This window comes from Gallibacter sp. Marseille-QA0791, assembly GCF_965119705.1.
GTDB lineage: Bacteria > Bacillota > Clostridia > Peptostreptococcales > Anaerovoracaceae > Lentihominibacter > Lentihominibacter excrementipullorum.
The window spans coordinates 632,349-651,080 of record NZ_CBCPMH010000001.1 but is presented as its reverse complement, the minus strand read 5'-3'; the positions used below and the strand labels follow the sequence as shown (position 1 = coordinate 651,080).

The 18,732-nt window shown below is 51.9% G+C and carries 12 protein-coding genes and 1 pseudogene; 9 read left to right on the top strand and 4 right to left on the bottom strand.

The window, feature by feature from the left end:
• Positions 1–27 precede the first annotated feature (27 nt).
• The 9 genes and pseudogenes from ACQY69_RS03015 (at position 28) to ACQY69_RS02975 (ending at position 15,691) form a co-directional block, all read left to right on the top strand.
• Positions 28–8,739, top strand: coding sequence for a Cna B-type domain-containing protein (locus tag ACQY69_RS03015; RefSeq protein WP_428258496.1), 8,712 nt, complete (start codon positions 28–30; stop codon positions 8,737–8,739).
• Positions 8,740–8,911: 172 nt separating this feature from the next.
• A pseudogene (rplU, locus tag ACQY69_RS03010) lies at positions 8,912–9,214 on the top strand (50S ribosomal protein L21); the annotation flags it as partial.
• 348 nt (positions 9,215–9,562) lie between these two features.
• On the top strand, positions 9,563–9,823 hold the full coding sequence (rpmA, locus tag ACQY69_RS03005; RefSeq protein WP_177269058.1) for a 50S ribosomal protein L27: 261 nt from the start codon (positions 9,563–9,565) through the stop codon (positions 9,821–9,823).
• A gap of 72 nt (positions 9,824–9,895) precedes the next feature.
• The gene (gene obgE / locus ACQY69_RS03000) at positions 9,896–11,194 is read left to right on the top strand and encodes a GTPase ObgE (protein WP_428258494.1); all 1,299 of its coding nucleotides are present in this window, start codon (positions 9,896–9,898) and stop codon (positions 11,192–11,194) included.
• Positions 11,195–11,325: 131 nt separating this feature from the next.
• Positions 11,326–11,832, top strand: coding sequence for a peptidoglycan DD-metalloendopeptidase family protein (locus ACQY69_RS02995; protein ID WP_428258492.1), 507 nt, complete (start codon positions 11,326–11,328; stop codon positions 11,830–11,832).
• 35 nt (positions 11,833–11,867) lie between these two features.
• Positions 11,868–12,401, top strand: coding sequence for an HD domain-containing protein (locus ACQY69_RS02990; protein ID WP_428258491.1), 534 nt, complete (start codon positions 11,868–11,870; stop codon positions 12,399–12,401).
• A gap of 21 nt (positions 12,402–12,422) precedes the next feature.
• Entirely contained in the window at positions 12,423–14,276 is a 1,854-nt protein-coding gene (locus ACQY69_RS02985; protein WP_428258489.1) for a TIGR03960 family B12-binding radical SAM protein, read from the top strand.
• Positions 14,269–14,946: a TIGR03936 family radical SAM-associated protein gene (locus ACQY69_RS02980; RefSeq protein ID WP_428258488.1), complete on the top strand. Its 678-nt coding sequence runs from the start codon at positions 14,269–14,271 to the stop codon at positions 14,944–14,946. The genes ACQY69_RS02985 and ACQY69_RS02980 overlap by 8 nt, the downstream gene beginning before the upstream one ends.
• Before the next feature lie 103 nt (positions 14,947–15,049).
• Entirely contained in the window at positions 15,050–15,691 is a 642-nt protein-coding gene (locus tag ACQY69_RS02975) for a helix-hairpin-helix domain-containing protein (RefSeq protein WP_428258486.1), read from the top strand.
• Between the two features lie 70 nt (positions 15,692–15,761).
• On the opposite strand, the gene ACQY69_RS02970 is transcribed toward ACQY69_RS02975, so the two are convergent.
• The 4 genes from ACQY69_RS02970 to rpsT form a co-directional block, all read right to left on the bottom strand.
• A complete protein-coding gene (locus ACQY69_RS02970; protein ID WP_428258484.1) occupies positions 15,762–16,127 on the bottom strand; it encodes a metal-dependent transcriptional regulator in 366 nt (121 codons plus the stop codon).
• A 16-nt stretch (positions 16,128–16,143) separates the two neighbouring features.
• Complete coding sequence (gene deoD, locus ACQY69_RS02965) at positions 16,144–16,851, bottom strand: purine-nucleoside phosphorylase (RefSeq protein ID WP_428258483.1); 708 nt, start codon at positions 16,849–16,851, stop codon at positions 16,144–16,146.
• Positions 16,852–16,902: 51 nt separating this feature from the next.
• Entirely contained in the window at positions 16,903–17,904 is a 1,002-nt protein-coding gene (locus ACQY69_RS02960) for a S66 peptidase family protein (protein WP_428258482.1), read from the bottom strand.
• 469 nt (positions 17,905–18,373) lie between these two features.
• Positions 18,374–18,640 (bottom strand): 30S ribosomal protein S20, encoded by a 267-nt coding sequence (rpsT, locus tag ACQY69_RS02955; RefSeq protein WP_428258480.1) that lies wholly within the window; start codon positions 18,638–18,640, stop codon positions 18,374–18,376.
• Between the last annotated feature and the right edge of the window lie 92 nt (positions 18,641–18,732).

Genomic DNA, 18,732 nt, shown 5'->3' with positions numbered 1-18,732 from the left:
GTTTTTCGAAAGTGAGGAGAAAGCTGTATGAGAGTGAGTGCAGGGAAGAAGTTCATGGTCATGATGATGACGCTGGTCATGATAGTGACGATGATGCCGGGTACGATAAGTGCTGCATACGAGGGGGGACGGGATAAAGAAGACTCAGGGACGGAAGGCGGAGCCGACGGCCGTATGATCACGCTGTCCTGGAAGCCTGAGAAGGCGTACGACAACGCTGAGAGGGAAAAGGTGAAGGTTTCCCTCGAGGCTGCCTATGATCCTGAAAAGAGCGGGGCGGACTCCGTGGATATGGAGATAAGGCTGGAGGAAGACGAGGCTCAGCTTCTCATGCAGTTTCGAGATCCCGGATCGGAGCTGGACGAGACCATAACGGTCAAACCTTCCGCAGGGAATGATATTTCTATCAGACACGGAGATGATGGGGCGCTTTTCCTCGAATTCACGTTGGATCGCCAGGAGCCTGTATTGAAAGCGGATCTTGACTTTGGAAAGGCTGAGGGAGCCGCGACGGAGCCGGGAGCACATGACGTGACTGTGGAGGCCGGTGATGTCCTGGCCGGGGCGCGATATGGAGAAGGAAATGAGGCGGAGCCTGTAGATGCGGAAAATATAGCCGTGGACGCGGAGAGCTTCACAGTCATGATATCCGATGAGAAGGATCTGCCGGGTCTTTTCGGAACAGATAGTTTATCCGGGAAGAACAGCCTCTCCGGGAAGATGACAGCAAGGAGCCTGTCTTCCCGGGAGCGTGTCGATATAGACGAGAGACAGGACGTCCAGTCCTCCGATATCTTCTGGGTGGACAACAATGACGAAATGAGCATCAGGCCCGGGACTGCGGAGATGGTTCCTGTGCTTCGCTTTTCCCTGGAAGGAAACGGCAGCTTCGCCGAGCTTACTGCGGATAACATGGCGACTCTCGGCCTTACTCAGATGCCTGAAGTGAGTATCACTGAAAACGGCATAGGCAGATGGAACGTCCAGATCCCTCAGCTCCCGAGCAAGGTGACATATTACGATGCATATGGGGATGTTACAGTTTACGATGATATCCAGTGGGAAGTAGTTCCGGCGGCAGCGAACGGTTATCAGCTTACGGAGGTTACCCGGGAGGACATAGGATCAGGTGAAAGTATTTATACCGGTCTGACAGAGCCCGGATGGTACTATGTTCTTATGGAGGACATAGTGTTCGATCTCGCTTTCAGAAAGGGCGGGAATGCTGTGGATGAGACTGTTGCGGAGGATGTGATAAAGAAGAATTTCTATTTCAATGTCGAATATCGTCAGGGCGTGAGGGAATCCATCGATCTGACGGACGAGGAGCACAGCGGCAGATTCGATATAGATGTGGAGGTCGACAGCGAGAACAAGAACGGCAAGTGCAGCATGACAGGTGTGCCGAAGTACAACCTGGACGGTACGAGAATAACCTACAGCATGGAGGATAAGTTTGAAGATGAGGACAAGATCCTGGTTGATGATTTTGAAGACGTTCCCGGATTTGAAAAGGGGGATTACTACTCGATAATCTATGATAACACGGCTGTTCCGGGATTTTCAGCTCAGACTGACCAGCTTTACGATGGCGGCACCATGTATCTTACTCTGGCAGGAACGAGAGATTATGAAGCTGCCAAGATATGGCTCGATGACGGCGAAGACGAGACTGTCGATAACCGGCCTACGGGAGAATTCCAGCTCTGGAGGTACAGGGAAGGCAGCAGCTATACGACCGCAGCGCCTGTCAGAGACGGAACAGGCGATATAATGAGCATAGAGCTGGACAGCAGCGGATTGAAGGATCCGGTCGAGGGAGAAGATGGATTCGATTCCCAGAAGCTCCAGTTCGAGGACCTTCCGAAGTACGATACGGAAGGGTACAGTTATTACTACGTCCTCAGGGAATATTTGGATACGACTGATATAGATAACGAAGCAGCACAGAATTATATTCAGGTATTCGGAGGAGTCAATGGATATCATGATACGGTAGAAGGTGTGGAGATCACCGGGGAGGATCCTGATAACGAGCCTCGCCGCCAGGAAGGCAATACCTTCCTCTACAACGGCGGGATCATCCTCAACAGGATAGATGAAAGCACCAGCGTGTCCGTGTCAAAGATATGGAATGCCGCCGCCTTCCAGGCAGCATTCGATGGGGTGAAAATAGAGATGACCCTTTATTCGAAGTCCGAAGATGATGAACGATGGGAATCGACAGGGAAGACCCGGACCATGGAGGACTTCTCGGCTGAGATATCTGTGGACGATATAAGCGAGACCGTGCCGAAGTACGATGAGTTCGGCCAGCAGCTCCAGTATATCTGGCGGGAGACAGGCGTATATCAGGGGGATGAAAAGATCGAGCTGACGGTCGATGAGGAGAATTTTCTGAAGGCCTTCTTTGTTCTCCGTCAGGATGGCAGGGATGTGGAGTACACTTCGCTGTCGGAGACAGATGAGGAGACAGGCGATACTGTCATAACTAACAGTATCGCCAACACCGTCAAGTATACGGTGGATAAGAAGTGGTACGATGAAGATGGCAAGGAGACGGACCCGCCTGAAGATGCGTCCGTGAAATTTGCCATATACAGGGTCATCAACGGTGAAGATATAACGAGTGATAAGAAGGTGGCGGAGTTTACCATGGATGGCGAGGCCGACGAGGAGGCCGAGAAGGTAAATGAAGAGCTGGGAATATCCGTCAGGGAGGAGAGTCCATGGAATGCCGTCGTCAGTCCGTTGGTGGAATTTGACGAGAACGGGAATCAGTACGAGTATGTGCTGCTGGAAATGGCGGGAGAACAGGCGTATATCCCTGAATACGAGGTGACGAAGGATCAGGATGGGGATTATTACGCGACTGTTATCAACAAACCGGGCTCCGGCCAGCGGATCATGGTCAGGAAGAACTGGAACGACAACAGCGACATCGCCCACAGGGAGCCGGTGACCATAACGGCTTATGATAAGACAAATCCTGACGAGCCTTTAGGAAGCGTAACGTTGGGGCAGACTGACGGGGATGGTTCTCAGGGAGCATGGTACGACTGGCTGAGCATTCCGGCCGACGTAGATCAGGACGATGTGTACATACTGGAGACGCAGGTCGGGGATACGGACATTCCTGCTGATAAGGATTTATACGATTCATGGACCGGCGACGCCCCTGTCCTGGATACAGGCAGCAACAACGATTACTCCACCCTCCAGTATCAGGCCGAAAATCACAAGTACGAGGTCAGCTACAGCGTGGAAACGGTGGAAGGTCTTAAGTTTTACACGGCTGAGAACAGGCGGCTGGGTAATGTGGATCTCACCGTGACCAAGGAATGGACCGACGGAGACGGGAGCCAGAGACAGGCGATAGCGGAGGAGCTGAAACGAATCAAAAAAGAAAGTAGTGTTGACATCCGGCTCGCCATTGAGCTTGATTTCCACGACAGCGCTCAGTACAACGCCAACCACGGCGATTACAAAGTGGGTAATGACAAAGACGGCAACGGTTACGTGTCCATCGGACGAAAGGAAAGCGATGTCGCTATATACGACAATGAGGGAAACCGTGTTTCCTACAGGCAGACCGTGGATTTTACGGATGATCAGAAGATATATTTCTACAACCTGCCTAAGTATGACGCCAACAGCGATATCGTCCGTTACGACATACGGGAGGTGTGGATCGAAGACGGCAAGGAGATATCGCGAGGTGACATCGAGAACAAGTATGAAAACCTCTACAGCCTCATCGCCGACTACAGCACCAGGTACGCGGAGGGCGAGTATCAGATCGTCGATAACCACGGCAAACCGGACGTACAGACCATCGGTGTGGAAAACTATCTTTCCGGAGCGAAAGATATCAAATGGAAGAAGCTGTGGCACGATCTGTATAATTATGAAAACAGCCTGCGTCCCGACATATATCTTGACATCTACAGTGTTTCCCACTATGAGGAAGACGGGGCGATAAAGGAGCAGACGCAGGTATATCAGCGGGATTACAGATGGACCTTTGACGATGAGCTGACGGATCAGGGCGGACAGTACAGCAGGGAGCATTACTGGCTGGCTCAGATAGAGGGTGTTCCAAAGTACGACGCCCTGGGATATGAGATGACCTATTATGCCATCGAGAAGACCATTGTGGACAGAGGTTCATTCGACTACACCGACGTATACTATCTCGATCCGAATCACGATGGGACAGACGAAGATGTTACATCGGAGGATTATATCGGCTCGGAATACGAGGTAACAGAGGCTGCGATAGAAAATGGATACGTTCAGAACGTCAGCGATGTGGAGTCGGGAGATGGATACGGGACTTCTCACTATGCCCTCATCGAGGAAGGAACATTCAACAATCATCTGGACAGGTACGTGGAGGTGACGGCGGAAAAGCTGTGGAGCTCCCTGCCGGCAGGTTATGATATGAAAGATCTGCCTACGGCGACCTTCACCCTTTACAGGCAGCTGGCAAGCGATTCTTCCGGCGATCCGGCCACCGATGGAAAGAAGATTGCCGAGATCACCATAAAGGGGAGCGATTGGGCGGATATATCGAGGAATGGCAGTTACAGATTCCAGTTCCTGTATGAAGGTGTGAATGAATATAACTTCGGAGAGGATGGGGAAATGGTGATAACGCCTGAAGACGAAAATGCTTCCAGACTCCAGAAGTACGATGAGGACGGCAATCTATGGAGGTACACCGTAGTGGAGACCTCCATGGCTACTGATATTCAGGGCAGCGGCAGCAACATCACAGGCCCGGATTTTTCCAAGGTGTTCGACCAGGCCGGCAGCAGCTCCGGCGTGGTCATCGAGAATACTTATGATAACGAGGAGAACCTGGGGTCACTTTCCGTAAAGAAGCTTCTGTACCTTCCGATGGCAAAAGATGGAGAACGGTGGGCTCCGGAGGCATATCCTGCCGTCACCTTTGAACTGACCAGGACCTATACGAAAAACGATGGGACCACCTCGCCTGCTGAGACAGTGGACACAATGACATGGAGTTCGGAAGCTGTACGGGACGAGTATGAGAGCCAGGCCGGAGGCCTGCTTTCGAAGATAGCGTCCTTCTTCACAGGAGATCCTGTGACCGTGAACGGGTCGCAGGTCGATGAGAACGGCGATTTCGAGCCGCTGGAAAAGGTCATCACCTTTGAAGCCCTGGAGATATACGCTCCCAACGGTTCACCGTACGTCTATACCGTCAAGGAGGTGAAGAGCAGCCTCAACGGTTACGATACGTGGGCCGTGGAGGGGGATGTGGCTATTGAAGATGCTGAGACGAAGATGACGGGAGAGCCTGTTCCGGGCGATCCGGCGACAGGAGAGCTGACTCCTGCGGCTGACAGCGAAGACGGCACGGAAGAGGAAAGGACGATCGCCGCCACCTTCATCAACAGACAGGATACTGAAAGGGAGACTGTGACCGTCTCAGGGCAGAAAAACTGGAACGATTACGATGACGTGTTCGGAACAAGGCCGGATGAAATAACGCTGACGCTTTACAGGCAGGCCGACTCACAGCCGGGACAGAGAAATTCCATAGGGAAAACCGAGGTGTCGGATGGGTTGTATAGTGTGATATGGAATGAGACGAGCGGCAATGTCTGGATTTATACCATAACCGGCAAGCAGGCCGCCGTCGAGCTTGAAAAGTATGCGCCTAACGGCATGCCGTGGAAATATTCCGTCAGGGAGACATTAGCGGATACGGACGGCGGAGCGGCTGAGATATATGATATGACGCCTGTGGGAGGCGAGACTTCCGCGAAAGGCGCAGCGGGAGACAGCGGCGAGATAACTCTCGGCCATCTGACCAACAGCATGATGACCTCGACCTCTTTCAGCAAGATGTGGGTCGACAGCGACGGTGATGTGATAGACGAGGATCTGCTGGGCGTGGAACTTTCCGTAGATTTCACCCTACAGGTAGCCGAGGTGACGAAAGGAGAGGACAGTCAGGAGCAGATATCTGAATGGAGCGATGCGGAAGAGTACTTTGAGACAAACCTCGACTGGACTGACGATAATGGCCGGAGCGCGTACGAGAATGTATTCGGCGAAGATGGCGAATATCAGTTCACCCAGACTAAAACAGGCCATATAGACGACGATGAGGTATGGGGAAAGGATAACAGAGGCTCTTTCTCCGGTCTTCCGGGATATATAAAGAAAGATAGTTCTTCGGCGGAAACGACGCAGCTGACATATCGGGTGGTAGAGAGGAAGATAAGCTATGAGGCTGGAGAAAATACCGTGATCCAGAACGTGAACGTGACAGCCGATGAGGGAACGACCTACAAGTTGGAATTTCCGGAGGCGTCTGTTGGCGATGAGGACGCCGGTGCTTTCGACGGCCCTTTCGCCCCGGCATACCCTGACGGCGACGGCTGGTCATCTGACGGTGCCTACAACGATAGCGACAGCGATTTTGCCAATATGCTGAAGACGACGGAGATGTCTGCGAAGAAGATATGGCAGGGCGATGATAACAACGCCTACGGCACGAGAGAGGAGACGGGCCGCGGCGATTACGACTGGGAAGTGACATTCGTGGTTCAGCAACGCCTTGACGGCGATGAATGGTCGGATGTAATGGTGAATGGAGAGGGCGGCGAAACGCCTCTTACCATCACCATCTACGGGACTGACCTGCAGAAGGGATCCGATGTGGTGACCTTCAGCGGACTTCCGGAGACAGGCCTTACAGGCGGCACTTACCAGTACAGGATAAGGGAGCTCGATACGGATGATACCGTCATAGACGGAACGGCGGGCAATGACCGCTACAACACGTCCTATGAGGTGGACTACGATCGTGAGGACGGTGTAACGACTGTGACCAACCGTCTGGAGACGACGAGGATATACGCCGATAAGATCTGGAACAAAGGAATAAAGGATAAACAGACGCTCACCTTCGAGCTGAAATATCTCGATGATGACGGTGAGACGTGGCGTTCGTTTGTTCCTGCGGCCACAGTAACGCTGGACGGTATTCCTGAGCTTGCTCAGACGGTGCCAGGCAGTCTGCCTGCCGTCGGAGCTTCGTACGGAGAATACGATTCGTGGAGGGCTTCATGGTCCAATGTACCGCTGGTCATGGCGGGAAGCAGTCTCGATAATGATGGCCATACTATTTATACGGTAGTGGAGAAGGATACGGGCAGGTACCTGATAGAGACGACAGGCGGTGATAAAAATTACGATGGGGAAAAATACCATACCTTTGATATATCCAACAACGAAAAGACTTCTCTCACCGTGGAGAAGTCATGGCTGGGAGTCGAGCCGGACGCGCTGAAGGAAGTGACGGCGTCCATATACAGAGCAGCGGTGACTGATGAGGAGCTGGAGGCAGGCAAGCTGGATGGGGACAGCCGGGCTGAGGCTGTGCCGGGCGACGACGGCAACGATATGACCGTTACATTGAACAAAGGCAACGGCTGGAACGTCACCATAGAGGATCTTCCTAAGTACGACAGTGAAGGCAAGACATATGTCTACTTCGCCAGGGAGACTGCCATCGGAGGGGAAGAACCGCCGGAGGATGAGCTGTATATCAGCTACGAGAACGGAAGGGATCCTGCTTCAGGAGATTATTCCACCAGGATAATAAACGTAGGCAGGACAGATATAGAGGGAAGCAAGACGTGGAAGGACAACGGCGGCGCCTACGGCACCAGACCTGATGATGTGGAGCTGGAGCTTTACAGAGCGACAGCAGGAGGAGAAGCGGTCCTCGTCGACGCTGATACGATGAAGGAGGAAGGCATCGCATTCCGGTGGACGGAGAAGGAAGGCGACCGATGGTCTTATGAGTACACAGGGCTGCCTGTCACAGACAGCCGGGGGAATGAGTATGCCTACAGCGTGAAGGAAGCGAAGGAGATGGAGGCCGGAGACGGCGATGTATACCGGGCGGGGCCGGAAGGCACTGCCGATAATGGATACGCCCTTACCAACACGCTGACCGATACGATAGACATCCCTGTGGAGAAGGTCTGGAACGACAGCGACGACAAGGGAGGGACCAGACCTGACAGTATCCGGCTGGTGCTCTGCGCCAATGGCGAGGAATACAGGGAAGCGACGGTGGAAAGGCCGGATACGGACGATGGCCGATGGGCTTACACCTTCGAAGGACTGCCTGAATACGACGAGGACGGAGTCAGGATAGAGTATACCGTCGCCGAGAAGGAAGTGCCTGACGGATACGACGTCCGTGTAGACGATATGACTGTGGAGAACGTCGCCAGGGGCGGCCTTACAGTCACTAAGACGGTGAAGGGCAATGCCGGAGACAAAAATAAGGAGTTTACTTTCATCGTGACCCTGGATAACGAGAACATAACAGGACTGTACGGCGATATGGAATTCGAAGACGGAAAGGCACGGTTCACCCTCAGCGATGGAGAATCGCTGAGTGCTGACGGCCTTCCTGGAGGAACAGGATATTCCGTGAGAGAAGAGGAAGACGGCAGCGACGGATATGTGACACGATCCGAGAACAGCGAGGGAACGATCCCGGCCGGAGACATCATCACTGTGAAATACATCAACAGCAAAGATATACCGCCTGCTGATGACAGCGATACAGATACGAAGACCGGAGACGACACCAGCCTGGCAATATCGGCAGCCGTCATGGCCGCGTCCCTTGCAGCCATAGCTGCGGTGCTGGCAGGGATAAGGCGAAAATCCAGAAAGTAGCGGGACTTTCAATATTTTTGCTTTACAAGAGCTGCGAGATGTTGTATCATATATGAATGTAAGCCGCTCGAAAAAGGTCTGCAAATCCGGTCCCGGCAGCTCACAGAGCCGCTGGAGAGATGATCGGTACCTTACATAGGCGAGACTGGATAGAGGAGGTAAGAAAAAACAAATGTACGCAATTATCGAAACAGGCGGAAAGCAGTACAGAGTTCAGAACGGCGACAAGATTGCTGTGGAAAAGCTGGGCGTTGCTGACGGTGAGACTGTCGTATTCGACAAGGTCCTGGTCGTTGGCGAAGGCGCGGAAGCTAAGGTGGGGACGCCTTACGTTGAAGGCTCTACGGTCGAGGGAAGAGTCATCGAGACCGGGAAGGGCAAGAAGGTGGTCATCTTCAAGTACAAGGCCAAGAAGGATTACAGAAAGAAGCAGGGCCACAGACAGCCTTATACGCTGGTTGAAATAACAGCTGTAGACGGCGAGAAGGCACCGGCTGCTCCTGCGGAAGCCAAAGCTGAGACTGCGAAGAGCGAAGAGGTGAAGGAAGCTGCTGACAGCGCGGTAAAGCCTGCTAAGAAGCCGTCGCTCAAGTCCATGAGAAAGGCTGAGCTCATCGAGTTCGCCAAGGAAAACAACATCGAGATCGATGAAAAAGCGACTAACGCGGTGATGATCGAGACTATCGAAGCAGCGTTGAAGTAACGTAACGAAGGCAAACGGCCGCGACAGCGGTGCGGCAGCCGGATGATAGTTCCGGATAATAGTTGTTGTTTGGAAGATAAAACTGTAGTTTAATTGATATAGCGAGGAGGTGTCTGGTCGATGGCAAGTAAAAAAGGTGTAGGTAGCTCGAAGAACGGTCGAGACAGTGAGTCGAAACGTCTTGGTGTAAAGACGGGCGACGGTCAGTTCGTAAGCGCCGGAAGCATTTTGGTTAGACAGAGAGGAACGAAGTTCCATCCTGGCAACAATGTGGGAATCGGTGGAGACGATACCTTATTTGCGAAGATCGACGGTGCTGTCAAATTCGAAAGATATGACAAGACCAGGAAGCAGGTAAGCGTATATCCGAAAGAAGCGTAAGCCAATTGTTTTGAGCCCCTATTCACATAGGGGCTCTGTTATTATGCGGGGAATACCCGGGAGATGAAAAACATGTTCGTAGACAGAGCTAAGATATATATAAGGTCGGGAAAAGGAGGCGACGGAGCCGTTTCCTTCAGACGAGAGCCTTTTGTGCCTGAGGGAGGACCCGACGGCGGCGATGGGGGCAAAGGCGGCGATGTGATCTTCCAGGCCGATGAAAACCTCAGGACTCTGATGGATTTCAGATATAAGAGAAAGTATGAGGCCGAAAACGGTCAGAATGGCATGAAGAAAAAACGGTTCGGCAAGAATGGCCAGGATCTTGTGATCAAAGTGCCGGTGGGGACGATGATAATAGATGAAGAGTCGGGATTGCTGATGAAGGATCTGACGGAAAACGGCCAGTCTTTTGTGGCGGCGAAAGGCGGCAAAGGCGGTAAGGGAAACGCTAAGTACGCCACCTCCACCAGACAGGCGCCTAACTTTGCGGAGGCGGGAGGTTTCGCCAAGGAGAGGCAGGTCATTCTGGAGATGAAGTTGATAGCCGACGTAGGGCTGGTGGGATTCCCCAATGTAGGGAAATCGACTCTGCTCTCCGTTTCTACCAGCGCCAGACCCAAGATAGCCAATTATCATTTCACTACCATAGCTCCAAACCTGGGAGTGGTGCAGATATATGACACCAGCTTCGTTATGGCCGATATCGCTGGTATAATAGAAGGAGCCCACGAAGGAGCCGGACTGGGCCATAAATTCCTCAAACATATCGAACGTACTAAGGTGCTCATCCATGTGGTGGATGTTTCGGGAAGCGAAGGCAGGGATCCTGTGGAGGATTTTGACAAGATAAATAAAGAGCTGGAACAGTACAGTCCTAAACTGCTGAAAAAACCTCAGATAGTGGCGGCCAACAAGATAGACCTGACTGACGAGGAATCCCCTGAATACATCGAGTTCAAGGAGTATGTCGAGTCCAAAGGTTATAAAGTGTTCCCCATGTCGGCGCCTATAAACATCGGCGTCAGGGAGGTACTGGCGGAAGCTGCTTCTCAGCTGCAGCGGCTCTCAGAGGAACCGCCGGAAGACGATGAGTATGAAATGTTCGACTTCGAAGCAGATGAGCAGGATCCGGACTACAGGGTCGTGAAGGTCACTTTTGATGGAAGAAATTACGTGTTGGAAGGCAGGCAGCTGGAAAAGATATTCAATTCGACTAATTTCAACGATGCCGGCTCTCTCAGATATCTCTACAAGTATATAGAAAAGAGCGGAGCCGTTGAAAAGATGCGCGAGATGGGCATCGAGGACGGTGACACAATAAGGATAAAGGATTTTGAGTTCGAATATCTGGATGAAGATTATCTGTGATCTTTTACCATTGCCTGTCGGCGGAGAGATTTGATCTCTTTGCGGAGGGAAACAGTATGAAGGAAGGCGGAATTTTTACTTTCGCCTTCTTTTTTTGCGGTCTCCCAATAAGATAGTATCAGGAGGTCGTTATGATGGAAAAGATCGCGAAGCAGGCAGTCCTGACATTTCTGATAGCGCTGGCGCTTTTCATATCGAAGAATTCTCATATAACTGTCCTGGAAAAGGGAGCGGATACGGTGCTTGGCTATATGGATACCGATTATACTGTCGAGGATATGAAGGCGGCGGCGGAAAAAAGCAAAGATATGGCCGCATCCGTTACTGCTAAAGTGGGTGAGACAGTAAGCGTCATGGCCGGAAAGAGCAGGTATGGAGAACCCATAGATGATGAGTTCGAAGGCGATACTACATCGGTGTATGCGGTGGGAGGCGGCGAGGTGGCTTCTGTCGGGGAAAACGAGGAGATCGGGAAATATGTCAGGATAATACACGGTGATTCAGCAGAAAGCCTGTACGGCAACCTGAAATCGGTGGAGGTATCCGTGCCGGCCAGAGTGAAGAAAGGGCAGATCATAGGTGTTTACGAGAAGGACGAGAAGAGAGAATTTTATTATTCCTTTAGGGAATTGGACTGAGATGTGGTATACTTAAAAGGTTAGGAGGAACTCAGATGAAACACCCTACAAGAGAAGAATGTGAAAGACTTTTGGATCAGTATGGCACTCCCGAGCATGTCAAAGGTCATTGCCGTGAGGTGGCCAGGACTGCACTGACCATATCGAAGGCTCTCAACGAAAAGGGCGCTCACCTGGACCTGGATCTGGTGCTGGCGGCCGGGATGCTCCACGACATCGCCAGGACAGAGGACAAGCACTGGGAAGTAGGCGCAGGACTGATGAAGGAGCTGGGATATGAGGAGGAAAGCAGGATAATACTTGTCCACATGAAATATTCACCTTTTTCACCCATAGAGCAGGTCAACGAGACCGATATGGTCTGCCTGGGGGACAGGCTGGTGATGGAAGACAGATATGTAGGTCTGGATGCCAGGATAGAATACATAATAAATAAGGCCAGGAGAAATGGTCATCCGGAGGCCGAGAAGATAATCCTGGAGAAAAAGAAGGAAACCAGGAGGTTTATGGACGAGATAGAGAAGAAGACGGGTATTGCCATAGACCGGCTGATGGGCCGTGAAGTCTGATATGAGAGGGAGACAGGATATATGAACATAGACAGAGAACTGCATAAGCTGCTTAGACGGGTGGAAAAGCCGGCCAGATACACAGGCGGAGAAGTGAATTCGGTCATCAAGGACCCTGACAGCGTTTCTGTCAGATTCGGCTTCGCTTTCCCCGACATCTATGAGATAGGTATGTCCTACATGGGGATGCAGATATTATACGATATATTGAATAAAAATGACGATATATATTGCGAGAGGGTATTTGCCCCGGCAGAGGATATGGAAAATCTCATGCGTCAGACAGGGAGGGAGTTATTCACCCTGGAGACTCTGTCTCCTGTGAAGGAAATGGATATACTGGGCTTCACCCTTCAGTACGAGCTTTCGTACACTAATATACTCAATATGCTGGAGCTGGGAGGGATCCCTCTGCGGCGTGAAGAACGGGGCGATGATTTCCCGGTCATAGTCGCCGGTGGTCCATGTGCCTATAATCCGGAGCCGCTGGCCGATTTCATCGACGTTTTTCTCATCGGAGATGGTGAGGACATGCAGGAAGAGATATGCATGGCGTGGAAGAGAAGCAGCTCCAAAGATGGATTCCTGAAAGCCGTTTGTGGTATGGATGGCGTATATGTCCCGGCTTTTTACGAGCCGCAGTACAACGATGACGGGACTGTGAGGGAAATAAGGAAGATGTACGACGGCGCGCCTGACAGGGTGCGGAGAGCTGTAGTGAAGGATCTGGACAAGGCTTCATTTCCTGTGAAGAATATCGTGCCTTTCATAGAGACAGTCCATGACCGTTCCGTCGTGGAGACCTTCCGAGGCTGCACGAGAGGGTGCAGGTTCTGCCAGGCAGGAATGATATACAGGCCTGTGAGGGAGAGAAAGAAGGAGACGATAGAGAGGCTGGCCATGGCTCAGCTGGAGAACACAGGGCATGACGAGCTTTCGCTCCTTTCTCTGTCCACCAGCGATCACTCCAGATTCGAGGAACTGGCTACCGAGCTGATGGAGATGTGTGCCGGACGCAATGTAGCACTTTCTCTGCCATCTCTGCGCATGGATTCTTTTTCATTCAAAGTGCTGGATGAGATACAGGGATACAGGAAGTCGGGACTGACTTTCGCGCCGGAAGCCGGAAGTCAGCGGCTCCGGGATATCATCAACAAGAACATAACGGAGGAAGATATATTCGGCGCCGTGGAGCAGGCCATACAGCTGGGATGGGAACATATCAAGCTGTATTTCATGGCAGGCCTTCCGGGAGAGACTTATGAGGATCTGGCCGGCATAGGGGAGATCGCCAGAAAGATAATGGATATCAATTATCGGATAAGAGGACGCAAGGGCGGCAGATTCAGGGTCACTGTAAGCGTCTCCAATTTCGTGCCTAAGGCTCATACGCCCTTTCAGTGGGCAGCCCAGGATACCGACGAAATGTTTATCGACAAGCATGATTTTCTTTCAGGGAAGCTGAGGATAAAAGGCGTGACCTTTAATTATCATGAAACAGGGACCAGTAATCTGGAAGCTGTGCTGGCCAGAGGCGACAGAAGAGTAGGCCAGGTGCTGGAGGCGGCTCACAGGCTGGGATGCAGATTTGACAGCTGGAGCGATAAGTTCAGACCGGATCTGTGGGAAAAGGCGTTCTCAGAGACTGGTATCGACCCCGGCTTTTACAGTCACAGAGAGCGAAGCTATGATGAGATCCTGCCGTGGGATGTGGTGGATCCGTTGATAACGAGAGAGTACCTCATCCGGGAAAATGAAAAGGCCAAAAGGGCGGAGACGACTCATGATTGCAGACTAGGCTGCACCGGCTGCGGTATCAACAGATACGCGGAATGCTTCAAGGATGCGGAGCTGGGGGAGGTGACCCATGTTTAAATATATACTTAAATTTTCTAAAGAAGGAAATGTATGTTATATTTCCCACCTGGATCTGATGAGGCTCTTCTACAGAGCGATAAAGAGGTCGGGGATAAGGCTGGGTTATTCCAAAGGGTTCAATCCTCATCCCAAGATCAGTTTCGCTCAGCCTCTGTCCCTGGGATATATCGGCCTCAACGAGCTGATGGAAATGGAGACAGAGGAGGAATATGAGGCTGATATCATCAGACAGCAGCTGGCGGAGCTGATGCCGGAAGGACTGAAAATAAAAGAGTGCGTCCGGGTCGAAGAAGGGGGCAAGACTCTGGCGGCCCGCACTGTGGCGGCCAGGTATCTGATAGAGATACCGCTGCAGGAAAGGCCGGGCATCCCTGTGGAAGAGATGGGACGGACATATATGAGCCAGGAGAGGATACTGGCGATGAAGAAGCAGAAGAAAAAGAAGGAGCTGCTGGAGGTCGATATAAGACCGATGATAAGGGATATAAGCTTTTCCTCCAACGGCGTGTCGGGCGGCCAGGCTCTGATCATAGAAGCTGTGCTGGATTCCGGCAGTGTTTCGAATCTAAGTCCTGAGCTGTTGATGGAGACTGTGAGAAAACGTTTCGGTTTGGTTTACGACAGGAACGAGGCGGATATCACCCGCGAGGAAATATATTTCAGATGAGATATCCATCCCAGTATATCACGATCCATATGGAAAATCCTACAAAACATATTGACAAATACTTCCAATAAATGTAATATAATGGGCAAAGGAGGTATCGGTCATGAAGAGATTGTTGGAATATGTGAAAGAAAACGGGAAGCTGAGGGAGTTCCTGGAAGAAAACAAGGACATGCTCATAAAGGTGGGTGTGACCGCTGTGGCGGTCATCGCTGCCTTTTTTATTTTTGCGCCGGGCGGCGGCGAAGAGGAAGAGGAGGATGTGACGCAGCCTGCCGTGGCCAGTCAGCCGACCGCTGCCGCCATAGTGGTGGATGTGGGAGGGGAAGTCAACAATCCCATGGTGGTGGAGCTGGATGAAGGCAGCAGGGTAGGCGATGCTATAGAGGCGGCAGGCGGACTGACGGAGAACGCTGATATCACCGAGATAAACAGAGCGGCCTTTGTGGAAGACGGCGAGAAGATATATGTTCCGGCCCTGATGACGGAGGAAAGCGGCATGGCAGGAGGGACAGGATCGGACGGCAGCCAGCGTGCGGCCGACTATTCCGACGGTAAGATAAATATCAACACCGCCGATTCCCGGCAGCTGCAGGAGCTGGATGGCGTTGGGCCCGTCACGGCAGAGAAAATAATAGAGTATCGCGAGGAAAATGGCCGGTTCAGGGATGTGGAGGATATAAAGAATGTGTCCGGTATAGGGGATAAGACATTCGAGAAGATGAAAGATGATATAAAGGTATGACAGAACAGGAAGAAATCAGTGGCGGAGTGTGGCCGGAGCTTCCGCTCCGTCACTGAGATGTCATCTGTCATCACATGTTGTTATACAGCTTTTTCAGACATTCGAAGGTTTCCTGGCTGATGTGGTGCTCCACCTTGCAGGCGTCATCTTTGGCTGTTTCTTCGTTGACTCCTATCTTCACAAACAGCTTGCTCAACAGCTGATGGCGTTCATATATGGAGTCGGCTATCTCCTTTCCGGAGTCGGTGAGGAATATGTGGTTGTCCTCATCTCTGATGATAAAGCCGTTGGTCTCCAGCTGCTTGAGGGCGATGCTGACGCTTGGCTTGGAGAAGCCCAGATAGTTTACGATGTCGATGGCTCTGACGGAGCCTTTTTCGTTTTTCAATATGAGTATGGACTCGAGATAGTTTTCTGCAGATTCCAGTATTTTCACGATTACCTCCTGATATTTACCTTATCGCGGCTTCCAGAGCCAGCTTCATCATATCGGTGAATGATGTCTCTCTTTCCCGGGCAGTCGCTTTCTCCCCTGTAACGAAATGGTCGCTGATGGTCATGATGGCGATGGCGTTCACATCGTTGTAAGCCGCGTTCATGTAGAGGGCGGCAGCTTCCATCTCCACTGCCATTATCCCCATGGAGGCCCATCTTTTCCACCAGTCTTCTTTCAACTCGTAAAAAACATCGCATGAAACGATATTTCCCGCTTTGAATGGTATCCCCAGCTCCGTTGACGAGGCGCTCACCTTGGACAGCAGCTCATAGCTGGCGCAGGGGGCATATGTCCCCGGAACGTCGAAGGCGTGGATATAATTGGAATCGGTAGAGGCAGCCATGCCGATGACGATATCCTTTACCTTGATATCTTCGTGAAAAGAGCCGGCGGTCCCTATCCTGATGAGGTTCTCCACACCGTATTCTGTTATCAGTTCCCACGAATAGATGCCCATTGACGGCATCCCCATACCGGTCCCCTGGACAGATACAGGCACTCCTTTATATGTTCCGGTATATCCCAGCATACCGCGGATCTCGTTGTAGCATTTGGGATTTTCAAGGAAATTCTCAGCTATGAATTTCGCGCGCAGCGGGTCGCCGGGCAGCAGGATGGATCGGGCGATATCTTTTCTGTCAGCGGCGTTTATATGTGTACTCATACAGGTTTCCTCCTTTGATTTTCTTTAACAAGTATACCATGTTTCGGAAATTTATAAAACAAATATATTGGCGATGCTTTCGTCAATTCCGGAGACGGCGTTTTCGTCGGCAGACGCCTTCCTTTCGGCTTCCATCCGCAGGCAGGCGCCCAGCGGCAGTGTAACCTGCGGGAAGGAATGACCTGCCTGAAGGCTCCTGACGACAGGCTTTCCCAGCGGCTCCAGGAAGCCTTTCAGGATATCCTCCAGCGACAGCGCCTCCGGCGTCGGCCCCGATGTGAGGGGGCATCCTTCGAAGGTCCCCAGCAGGACACCGGCACAGTCATCAAATTTACCGGCAAGGGCCAGAGATGTGAGATTTCTGTCCAGCCTGTACAGCGGTTCATTTACGTCTTCCAGGAACAGTATCCTGCCTCTGGTATCGATCTCATAGGGCGTTCCCAGTCCGGCGGCCAGTACAGTCAGATTTCCTCCCGCCAGGATGCCTTCGGCACGGCCGGGAAGGAGCGCTTCCACAGGGCGGCCGGGCGGTTCGGCTATGGGGCCGGGCCTGGCGGTATGAAAAAGCCGGCGTTTCATGGAAGCGACAGTGAAGGCGTCCATAGTCGTGTAATCTGCGCCAGCCATAGGTCCATGGAAGGTGACGAGTCCGCAGCGCTGATTGAGGAATACATGGAGGGCGGTGATGTCGCTGTATCCTATGAAGATCTTGGGGTGTCGCCTGATGATATCTGTGTCCAGCAGCGGCAGCAGTCTCATGGCTCCGCAGCCGCCTCTCAGGCAGAATATCCCCCTTATATCATCGTCGGCGAAGGCTGCATTCATGTCGCGGGCCCGTTGCCTGTCGGGGCCGGCCAGATGCCCTGTACGCATCCGGCAGCCGGGCATGATGACAGGCTTCAGGCCGAGGGCTTTCAGTGAGCGGACAGCGCTGCGGAGGCCGGACCTCGTGTCGGGAGGAGGTGACGCTGGTGCGATAACGGCAGCCTTGTCGCCGGGTTTCAGCGGCGGCGGCCATGACGGCGCAGCGGCGGGAATTTCGATAACACACATGAGATTTCCTTTCGTAGAAATGCGGATTCGCAGAGCCTTGAATTCACAGAGCCTTGAATCAAAATATCGCGAGAGGGCCTCGGAACCGGGCGCCGCGATAAAATGAGGCATATTTCGCCCTGCTGCTCAACTGTATTATCGCAGCTTCGGATTTATGATACAGTTGCGATAATTTTACTGCCGATGGACATGAAAAAGTATCGCAAGTGACGCCGTGAAAGGGTGTCTGCGATATTCTGCTTGCGGAGAGGCAGGAAAAAAGGTGGATTTTATCGTAAGTGGCAGGGTGCAAGCGAAGTGGCGATATTTTCACTGCAAGTAGCTGGAACGCCGGGACATTCGGGCCGCCGGGATTTTTGCGCAACAAAAAAAGATGGGAGACACATCCATCTTTTTTCTTTTTGTTGTTCTCTTGCTTACAGCAAGCTCTTGTGCATTTAACTTATGCACCGGTGGGGACGGGTGAGAACTAGGCGTTAGCCTTGTTGAATCTCTTCGTTAATCTCGAGACCTTTCTCGACGCGGCGTTTTTATGGATAGTGTGCTTTGCAGCAGCCTGCATGAGCTTCTTCTCTGCCAGAGCGAGTTTTTCTTTGGCAGTTTCCATGTCGCCTGCTTCGATAGCAGCATCGAATGACTTCAGGATAGCCTTGAGATGACCTTTTACACGTCTGTTTCTGGCTGTCTTCTTGTCGATCACGCGGATTCTTTTCTTTGCGGATTTAATATTTGCCATTTTAAATTACCCCACTTTCTTAAAATACAGCTAAAAATTCGCAACTTAAAGTATATATGAATAAAAGAGGATTTGCAAGGGAAAAATCGTAG

Bases quoted from the DNA above. Each gene is read 5' to 3' on its own strand.
- ACQY69_RS03015 (WP_428258496.1), top strand. From the start codon at position 28: ATGAGAGTGAGTGCAGGGAAGAAGTTCATGGTCATGATGATGACGCTG.
- rpmA (WP_177269058.1), top strand. From the start codon at position 9,563: ATGGCAAGTAAAAAAGGTGTAGGTAGCTCGAAGAACGGTCGAGACAGT.
- obgE (WP_428258494.1), top strand. From the start codon at position 9,896: ATGTTCGTAGACAGAGCTAAGATATATATAAGGTCGGGAAAAGGAGGC.
- ACQY69_RS02995 (WP_428258492.1), top strand. From the start codon at position 11,326: ATGATGGAAAAGATCGCGAAGCAGGCAGTCCTGACATTTCTGATAGCG.
- ACQY69_RS02990 (WP_428258491.1), top strand. From the start codon at position 11,868: ATGAAACACCCTACAAGAGAAGAATGTGAAAGACTTTTGGATCAGTAT.
- ACQY69_RS02985 (WP_428258489.1), top strand. From the start codon at position 12,423: ATGAACATAGACAGAGAACTGCATAAGCTGCTTAGACGGGTGGAAAAG.
- ACQY69_RS02980 (WP_428258488.1), top strand. From the start codon at position 14,269: ATGTTTAAATATATACTTAAATTTTCTAAAGAAGGAAATGTATGTTAT.
- ACQY69_RS02975 (WP_428258486.1), top strand. From the start codon at position 15,050: ATGAAGAGATTGTTGGAATATGTGAAAGAAAACGGGAAGCTGAGGGAG.
- deoD (WP_428258483.1), bottom strand. From the start codon at position 16,851: ATGAGTACACATATAAACGCCGCTGACAGAAAAGATATCGCCCGATCC.
- ACQY69_RS02960 (WP_428258482.1), bottom strand. From the start codon at position 17,904: ATGTGTGTTATCGAAATTCCCGCCGCTGCGCCGTCATGGCCGCCGCCG.
- rpsT (WP_428258480.1), bottom strand. From the start codon at position 18,640: ATGGCAAATATTAAATCCGCAAAGAAAAGAATCCGCGTGATCGACAAG.